Raw genomic sequence first — 8,537 nt, forward strand, 5'->3', positions numbered from 1 at the left:
TAAATTGTTAAAGAACGTGATGTCGATTTTTCAGACATCGCCGTAAGACGCTAGGTCGTTGGCTTGGGGTGCGTATTCTACGCTTTCCCGTGTCGGCGTCAAGTGTTTTTTCAAACTTTCTTTTCACCTTGAATTCAGTGTTTTGAAGCACTTAATTCAACCTAACTCGGTGACCGCTTTCGCTGTCTGCCGTGTCAGTGGATGCGCATTATAGGCAGCTTAAGATTTTGTGCAAGCATAAAAATGCTAAATATTGCAAAAACATGACTGAGAGGTGTTTTTTCAATCGAAATGAACAAAAAAGGGACTATCAGCCCCTTTTTTGCCTATTTTGCTCGATTCTAATCACCAAAGAATCGAGTTTCCTGTTTTATTTCTATTGGGCTACCGTCTATAACTGCGTTAATTTTAATATCGATTTTGGTAATACTTCTCTTCAGCTCGATAGGATCGACAGCAATACTAATAGGCAAGGTGATGACTTCACCAGATCCGATTGAGACGTGCTGCGGGCCAATCCATTTAGCATTCGGCAGACCTTCGACACTTAACTCATACTCTTGTGGCTGTTCTGTCTTATTAAGAATTTTTATCGTAAAGGTGTTTTCGGTATTGCCTTGGTTGTTTTGACGATACAGTGAGTTTCTATCTCTAATAACATCCATACGAACAGGCGCAATAGTTGCGCTGGCATAAATGAATATTAATATCATCACAGTCAGCACTACACCGTAACCGACCAGCTTAGGTCGCAATACCTTTTCTTGTACGCCATCAAGTTTGTTTTCTGTTGTGTAACTGATTAACCCTTTTTCGTAACCCATGCGTTCCATGGTGTTATCACATGCATCAATACAGGCCCCACAGTTAATACATTCGTATTGCAGACCATTACGTATATCAATCCCTGTCGGACAGACTTGTACACATAAGTCACAATCAATACAGTCGCCTAAGCCCATTTCTTTTGGGTCTTGTTTGCGAGAACGAGGACCACGCGTTTCACCACGCTGAGTGTCGTAACCGACTATATAAGTATTTTTATCAAACATAGCCGCTTGGAAACGGGCATAAGGACACATATGAATACACATGATCTCACGCATCCATCCGGCATTACCATATGTCGCAATAGTAAAGAAAATAACCCAAAAATATATTCCACCACCGGCATTCAAGGTAAAGATGTCAATGTACAGTTCACGGCTTGGAACAAAGTAAGATACAAAGGTTGTGGCTGTTAATAGTGATACCAGTAGCCAAGAGGTATGTTTAGCGGTTTTCCGCCATAGCTTATTAAAGCTCCATGGCATTTGATCAAGCTTAATGCGTTTATTACGTGCGCCTTCAAACTTTTCTTCAAACCAGATAAAAATGAAGGTCCACACCGTTTGTGGGCAGGTATAGCCACACCACACTCTACCGAGATAAGTAGTAACGAAAAACAACCCGAATGCAGCTATCATAAACAGTGCTGCGAGTAAGGTGAGGTCTTGTGGCCAGATAGTTAAACCAAACACATGGAATTTTTGCTCGGCCAGATGAAACCAAACTGCTTGACGATCGCCCCATGGCAACCAGGGCAACAATAAGAAGAACAACATAGCAATCCAACCCATGTAACGGCGTAACGTTGTCCATAAGCCATCTACAGCTCTTACATAAATACGGTTGCGCGGATTGAAACGGTCTGCTTTACTGGCATCAGGTTGATGGATTTTAATACGTTGTTGTTTAGAAAAGTCCTTGGGGTTAGATTCTGTCGTCATGTTACAGCCTTACTGCTTTAATATTGAACGATAACTAGCTTATTATATAGGTAATAACACATTATTGGATAAAAAGATGAGAGGCTGGATAGGATTAATAATAATTGCGGGAATTATTTATTATTTCGCGACGGAAACAGACAAGCTTGATAAGCCAATCCATGACATTAAAACAATGTTTACTAAGGCTGACAAAAAGCTTGATTCGATGACGGGCACAAAAATCATTAAAATTGATAAACACTTACCGCAAATTAAAGCGGAAATTTACGAACGCTTATCAACTATTGAGATCCGTGAGTTAGATGGTGTGTTTACCAGTAATGAAGCAATAGCTGAGTTTAAAGATCAATACTGCCATAGCAGTGCTCGCCACCCGGTTTTCACCAAAGAAAACTTACAATTTATTTGCGATAAAATCTAATAACTCGAGTTAGTTAACGGTTTTATGCTCTCAAATTGACCTAAATATCAAATAAGCCTAGCCTTTGTGTAATATCTACAATAGGGGCTAGGTTTTTATGACTCAATCACACACAGAATCAGTATCCGACATTTTTGATCCAGACTTATGGGATCTTGTCGAAGGATTCAATTTTGAAGACATCACTTATCATCGGGCAAAACACCAAGGTACAGTGCGTATTGCCATTGACAGGCCTGATTGCCTTAATTCATTTCGCCCTAAAACCGTAGACGAACTCTTTATCGCTCTAGATCATGCTAGACAATGGTCTGATGTAGGATGTGTACTATTAACAGGTAATGGGCCATCAGCAAAAGGTCAGCACTCATTTTGCGCAGGCGGTGATCAACGTATTCGTGGTAAAGACGGCTATAAATATGAAGGCGCAGAGGAAGGTAAGCCTGATGTCGCACGCATGGGACGCCTACATATATTAGAAGTACAACGTTTGATTCGTTTTATGCCCAAAGTGGTTATTGCAGTTGTGCCAGGCTGGGCTGTGGGTGGTGGCCATAGTTTACATGTAGTGTGTGACTTAACATTAGCCTCTAAAGAACACGCTATCTTTAAACAAACTGACCCTGATGTGGGTAGTTTTGATTCCGGGTATGGCAGTGCATATTTAGCTAAGATGATTGGCCAAAAACGTGCTCGTGAAATCTTCTTTCTTGGTTTTAATTACTCAGCAGAAGAAGCCTTTGATATGGGCATGGTAAACCGAGCGATTCCCCATGCTGAACTCGAAATAGAAGCATTAGTTTGGGCAAAAGAGATTAACTCTAAATCGCCTACCGCAATGCGTATGCTTAAATATGGCTTTAATATGGCCGACGATGGCTTAGTAGGCCAACAACTGTTTGCCGGTGAAGCCACACGCTTAGCGTATGCGAGTGAAGAAGCTCAAGAAGGCCGTGATGCCTTTTTAGAAAAACGCGACCAAGATTTTTCCCGCTTTCCTTGGCATTACTAACCCCAGCACATAGGGTTATACTCTAAATTAACGGATATTTTCTGCCATCATAAAGGCCCTTTAAGGGCTTTTATTGCTTTCGGTATTAAAAAATATAATCGTAATCGAAATTTTCATTGGTAATAATCGAATTAACCCGCTTTACATGATAATGATAACTGTTATCATTTAAACAAATTAACAAAGGGGGACTTAACCATGAAAAAAACTTTCAGTTTTGCCATTTTACACTTCGGTGTCGCATTTACGATTACCTACCTATTAACCGGGAGCATTATTATCGGTGGCACCATAGCCCTGCTTGAGCCTGCCGTTAATACTGTTGTATTTTACTTTCATGACAAGGTTTGGAAAAAAATTGAGTTAAAGAAAGTGCAGCAAGCTGAACGATCTAAAGAGTCGGCACTCTTGATGGGCTAACGTTATAACCATGAGCTTGCTAGTCCATCTTATGCGCTCTTTATGAAATTATAAAAGCATTGTTACCATTATTTTTTTTGGTACCAAATCCAGAAACCGCTTAATGATACCAACAACAATGCTAGCGCAAACAAGTCCCATAGCCACACTGTTAACGCTCCAAATAAGCGACCACTATGTAGATCTAGCATTACGCGTTGCCAATTTAAATGCGCACTACGAGCATGTTGAATAAACTCAGCATTAACTTGAGGATTTGGCATAAGCCAACTTAACGGCTTGAGCGGTACAGTAGGTTGCCAATCAATTAACTGCTCATCAGCTTGATAAATACCAGAATCTGTCTTTAGCCATACTCGACCATCCACTACTGCCAGCGCTAATAAGCCAGCCGGTAAACCGGTACTGCTATTCTGTGTTTCTTGTAAATGCCCTGCGCTATCGAATAAATACAACTGATTGGTATCCATTGCCACCAGCATATTGGCAGCATAACTGGCACTGATTAACGTTTGTGGGCCTTCAAAAATAACCTGTTTTCCCTGCCACAATAAATTATCAGAAATATAAAGTGCAGGTAAATTACGCTTATCTAAAGCAGAAAACTGAGCGACATGCGCAGGAGCTGGAATACCATAATAATCAAGTAACCAAGACTGGGTAACAGGTGTTTGGTCTAAACCAAAATCATCACTGTGATTTATCGCTACACCTGTGAACACGAGTAATAGGATAAATAAAGCACTCGCTAAGCCTAGGCGTCGATGCCAAGGACGAAGTGCTCGTAACAACTTAAGTCTAAAACGATTACGTCGAGATGTCTTAGTCACACTAACCTGCTTGAAATGATCCGCTGGAATTGAAATTGGGCTTATGGCACCACATGCGCATGAAGTAATAATGCAATACGCGATAACTTAGTTAACGCTCTTACTGATAATGTCGCGCCTGTAATGCCATCTATATGCTTATCAAGCTGATATTGGTCATCTAGCTTGGCCGACTTAAATTGATCAGTAAAAAAATCATGACGCACTTCATCACCGCGACTTTCACGATAGATTAACACTTTAGTTCGTTCTATTTGATTGTCTTTTACATGGATAGCCACTGTAATAGGCGATTCTTTACCTATCTCGTCCATTATCCATACCGTTTCATTATTGTGTAGCCAATAACGCAGCCGCATTTTATTAAAACGATGGGCTAAGATAACTTCTATCGCTTGTTTGAGCTCATCGTCAAGCCATAGCACCTTAGACTCGCCACTACTGCCATTAAATGCTTGGCTAATAAACGCTTCATTTGACTGATATTGTGTGGCAGCAACGCTATTAAATACTGACAAACAAGCCGCTAATCCCAGCATAAATACCATCAAATATGATCGTAATATTGTTTGCATAATAGCCCTCAAACATAATAAAAATACGGGCGCCAACAATATACACTGCAGGCCCCCATTTACCGATAAACGTTTTTACCGATGCGTCTTACCTCTGAGAATACTCAGGATTAGAACTGGTAACCAACACCTAAGTTAAAACCGTCTGAATCTGCAGCGCCGCCAATATTTTCGTAATCAGCTTTAAACACTACGTTTTCGTGTAACCAGTAGTTAACACCCACGTTGGTTTGTTTTTTCTTAGTATCGGCGCTATCACCAGCATTGTTGTCCCACTCGTTATAACGAGCAAACACACCAAACTGTTCATTAATACGGTAAGCAGGCTCAATATAGAAACCATTTTGCTTATCACGACCTAATGCTTCAGCTTCTTTACCATCAATATTCCACTGTGCATATAGAGCTTTTACAGTGAAGTGTTCAATGCTGTAAATGGCATGGGCGGTAAGCAATGTTGCTGCTGCAGAATCAACATCGGCAGTACCTTGAGTTAAATCGGACTGATACTGAACCGTTGCAGCTAGCTCCAAACCAGGAACCGCAGTGTATTTTACACGGCCGGTATAGGCTAAATCTTCGCCCTTAGCTTCAGAAACTTTTTGACGACCATTACGGATTTTGTAACCAGAGCTTTGGTCTAAATACAAACCAGAAGTGATTACGGTATCAAAAGCTAAACCTGGCGCCGCTTTAATATTAAGGTTTATACCCCCTTCCCACCACGTTGCAGGAATGATGTCTTTTTCTACTGGGTTGCGCTCAACACCGTAGAATGCTGTTGGTTCGTGAGTTTCGTTGATAATACCGACAGGCATTAAAAATAGACCAGCTTTACCGGTAAACATCTCATTAAAGTCATGCTCTATATAGGCTTGCTCTAACTCAACTTCGCCATTTTGGCTCTCACCTGCGATGGAATGCTCAACTTCGAGTTCAGAGAAAAAACGTGTACTGCTATTAAACTCGTGACCGACAAATAATACAAAGCGATGGAAGTCGAATTCTTTCTTGTCTTCACCAGTTTGGTTATTGCTAATATTGTTGTAGTGTAATTCGCCATATCCACCAATAGTGGTTGCCGACTTGCTTGATGCGCTTGCTTCTACTACATCAGCCGTAGCCTCTACACGTTTTTCTGTTTGCTCAAGACGCTTTTCAAGATCTTTAAGCACTTTCTGCTGCTGCTCAATAATCTGGCGTAGTTCAGTCGTTTCATCAGAAGCCATAACTTGATTGCTAGCCAAAAGGCTAAATAGTGTTGCAGCTATTAACGTTTTTTTCATATTCCATCCCGATCAGACAATGTAAACAACTAGTGTGTTATGTAAAGTAGTGTAAATTTTCGTGAATTATACATAACGAATATGTTAATGCAAACCATTATCATTAAGCTTAGTAGGTGTGTCACATATTTAATAACAACCACTCTGTGTTTAATGACACGAGATAATCGATGATTGACATGAAGAATGCCAAATAGGATAAAACGTAGAATATCCTCGGCCAGCAGGCATTGTTTGGCCATCAAGCTTAGTACTGGCTAACTACATGTTGGATTACAATGAAGGTAAAAGAATTCTAGAAATAGGCTGTGGCATCGCCCTATCAAGTTTACTACTCAAGGAAAAACATGCCGATATTACGGCAAATGACGACCATCCAGAAGTTGAGTAAGCTCTGCCATTTAAGGGCTATATTCTGCTTTTTTCACGTGTAAATTTTGTTGTCTGAAAAGCCAATAAAGCGTTATGGCCAGTAATGTCATTATTAGTGATAATGGACGGCGATAATCATGTCGCACTTTTAAAGGCAACACCTTAACCAAGCAGATTTACCCCATGGCCATTTGGCTATGAAACAACACAAGTTAAACATATTCAGCCTTAGTGTTAACTCACTCAAACTAAAATATTCCTGCTGATATCTCTTAATACAGCACTATTTGCAGGCGCAATAGCCAGCAACGTTTATGGCGGCGTACACCTAATGATAAACCTTTAATAAAAAGGCCATCGAAAAAACCATAATCCAAATATCAACAAACGATACCGTCAACTTAACCTTAATATTACAGCGTTATTATTTGTCAGGTTTTTAGACTCAAAACACGCTATGATCACCCCATTGTCGTCACGAGCTTTATATCCCTCACAAATTGAGCCATATAGCTTAGATAATCTCATATAAGCCTAGAACAAGGCCTATAATCAGTTGTTATCAGGCGCAGCGAATTTACTCTCCACTTATACTTTATATTAGGCAGTACCATGGCTATCAGAATTAAACTTAAACCTGGCCGCGAACGTTCATTAGAGCGACGCCACCCTTGGATATTTTCCAATGGAATTCACAACGTCAATGGCGGCAAACCGCAAGCTGGTGACACTGTTGAAGTAGTGGCGCACGATGGGCACTGGCTCGGACGCGGTGCCTGGTCGCCAGAATCTCAAATCCAAGTGCGTATATGGACCTTCGACAAAGAAGAAACCATCGATGCAGACTTCTTTGCTAGACGTATAAAAAGGGCTCAAGCCGGTCGAGATGAACTCATCCGCGAACAAGGCCTTACAGGTTATCGTTTAATTGCCGCAGAATCTGACGGTTTACCTGGTATCACCATAGATCGTTATGCCAACGTATTCGTTTGCCAACTATTAAGCACTGGTGCTGAAAAATGGCGCGATACCATCGTTGAACAACTAGTGATTCAATATCCAGATTGCGCCGTTTATGAGCGTTCAGATGTCGACTCGAGAAAGAAAGAAGGCCTGGTTCCTGTCGTAGGGTTACTTCACGGCGAATTACCCCCAATGCCCATTATCATCGAAGAAAACGGTATTAAGATTGCGGTCGATGTTATTAAAGGCCACAAAACCGGTTTTTATCTAGATCAACGTGACAACCGTGCTATGGCGGCTCGTTTCGTTAAAGGCAAATCTGTACTTAACTGCTTCTGTTACACTGGTACTTTCGGCTTGTATGCCGCCAAAGCTGGCGCGGCGAGTATTGAAAATGTTGATGTATCCACCTTAGCGCTGCAAACTGCTCGCGATAATATGGCGATTAATCACCTTAATGATGACCATGTAAATTATAACGAAGCTGACGTATTTAAATTACTACGCCAGTACCGAGATGAAGCTAAAACTTTCGATGTTATCGTGCTCGACCCGCCTAAGTTTGCCGACAATAAATCGCAGCTAGATGGTGCATGTCGCGGTTATAAAGACATCAACATGATTGCGATGCAATTGCTTAATCCAGGTGGAATATTACTGACGTTCTCGTGTTCAGGCTTAATGCAGTCAGACCTATTCCAAAAAGTGGTTGCTGATGCTGCCTTAGATGCGAAACGTGAAGTTCAGTTTATTGAGCGTATGCATCAAGCTAGCGATCATCCAATTAGCAGCGCATTCCCAGAAGGTTATTACCTCAAAGGTCTAGTCGCTCGAGTTTGGTAATTGATAATGTGACGTCAACAAAAAGGGAACAGTTACTGTTCCC

General features: G+C 41.1%; 8 protein-coding genes and 1 pseudogene. 5 read left to right on the plus strand and 4 right to left on the minus strand.

The window, feature by feature from the left end; genetic code table 11:
* Positions 1 to 341 precede the first annotated feature (341 nt).
* Positions 342 to 1,769 carry a cytochrome c oxidase accessory protein CcoG gene (ccoG, locus tag H5185_RS19645; RefSeq protein WP_124016619.1) on the minus strand — a complete coding sequence of 476 codons (1,428 nt, stop codon included), beginning with the start codon at positions 1,767 to 1,769 and terminating at the stop codon, positions 342 to 344.
* Positions 1,770 to 1,845: 76 nt separating this feature from the next.
* On the opposite strand from ccoG, the gene H5185_RS19650 reads away from it, so the two are divergent.
* The 3 genes from H5185_RS19650 (at position 1,846) to H5185_RS19660 (ending at position 3,625) form a co-directional block, all read left to right on the plus strand.
* On the plus strand, positions 1,846 to 2,193 hold the full coding sequence (locus tag H5185_RS19650; RefSeq protein ID WP_182698844.1) for a hypothetical protein: 348 nt from the start codon (positions 1,846 to 1,848) through the stop codon (positions 2,191 to 2,193).
* Between the two features lie 97 nt (positions 2,194 to 2,290).
* Positions 2,291 to 3,205 (plus strand): 1,4-dihydroxy-2-naphthoyl-CoA synthase, encoded by a 915-nt coding sequence (locus tag H5185_RS19655; RefSeq protein WP_182742933.1) that lies wholly within the window; start codon positions 2,291 to 2,293, stop codon positions 3,203 to 3,205.
* A gap of 198 nt (positions 3,206 to 3,403) precedes the next feature.
* On the plus strand, positions 3,404 to 3,625 hold the full coding sequence (locus H5185_RS19660; protein WP_182723731.1) for a DUF2061 domain-containing protein: 222 nt from the start codon (positions 3,404 to 3,406) through the stop codon (positions 3,623 to 3,625).
* A gap of 68 nt (positions 3,626 to 3,693) precedes the next feature.
* Here H5185_RS19660 and H5185_RS19665 read toward each other — a convergent pair whose 3' ends face one another.
* From H5185_RS19665 to H5185_RS19675, 3 genes are all read right to left on the minus strand, one after another.
* Positions 3,694 to 4,455, minus strand: a complete 762-nt coding sequence (locus tag H5185_RS19665; RefSeq protein ID WP_182742934.1) for a PepSY-associated TM helix domain-containing protein — start codon at positions 4,453 to 4,455, stop codon at positions 3,694 to 3,696.
* Between the two features lie 41 nt (positions 4,456 to 4,496).
* Complete coding sequence (locus H5185_RS19670) at positions 4,497 to 5,030, minus strand: FMN-binding protein (protein ID WP_182742935.1); 534 nt, start codon at positions 5,028 to 5,030, stop codon at positions 4,497 to 4,499.
* Between the two features lie 110 nt (positions 5,031 to 5,140).
* The gene (locus tag H5185_RS19675; protein WP_182742936.1) at positions 5,141 to 6,316 is read right to left on the minus strand and encodes a porin; all 1,176 of its coding nucleotides are present in this window, start codon (positions 6,314 to 6,316) and stop codon (positions 5,141 to 5,143) included.
* 226 nt (positions 6,317 to 6,542) lie between these two features.
* On the opposite strand from H5185_RS19675, the pseudogene H5185_RS23095 reads away from it, so the two are divergent.
* Positions 6,543 to 6,698, plus strand: a pseudogene (locus tag H5185_RS23095) (histidine kinase); the annotation flags it as partial.
* A gap of 602 nt (positions 6,699 to 7,300) precedes the next feature.
* Positions 7,301 to 8,494, plus strand: a complete 1,194-nt coding sequence (locus H5185_RS19680) for a class I SAM-dependent rRNA methyltransferase (RefSeq protein ID WP_182698839.1) — start codon at positions 7,301 to 7,303, stop codon at positions 8,492 to 8,494.
* Positions 8,495 to 8,537 lie beyond the last annotated feature (43 nt).

It is taken from the genome of Shewanella sp. SG44-6, assembly GCF_014164185.1.
Taxonomy (GTDB): domain Bacteria; phylum Pseudomonadota; class Gammaproteobacteria; order Enterobacterales; family Shewanellaceae; genus Shewanella; species Shewanella vesiculosa.

Bases quoted from the DNA above. Each gene is read 5' to 3' on its own strand.
- ccoG (WP_124016619.1), bottom strand. From the start codon at position 1,769: ATGACGACAGAATCTAACCCCAAGGACTTTTCTAAACAACAACGTATT.
- H5185_RS19650 (WP_182698844.1), top strand. From the start codon at position 1,846: ATGAGAGGCTGGATAGGATTAATAATAATTGCGGGAATTATTTATTAT.
- H5185_RS19655 (WP_182742933.1), top strand. From the start codon at position 2,291: ATGACTCAATCACACACAGAATCAGTATCCGACATTTTTGATCCAGAC.
- H5185_RS19660 (WP_182723731.1), top strand. From the start codon at position 3,404: ATGAAAAAAACTTTCAGTTTTGCCATTTTACACTTCGGTGTCGCATTT.
- H5185_RS19670 (WP_182742935.1), bottom strand. From the start codon at position 5,030: ATGCAAACAATATTACGATCATATTTGATGGTATTTATGCTGGGATTA.
- H5185_RS19675 (WP_182742936.1), bottom strand. From the start codon at position 6,316: ATGAAAAAAACGTTAATAGCTGCAACACTATTTAGCCTTTTGGCTAGC.
- H5185_RS19680 (WP_182698839.1), top strand. From the start codon at position 7,301: ATGGCTATCAGAATTAAACTTAAACCTGGCCGCGAACGTTCATTAGAG.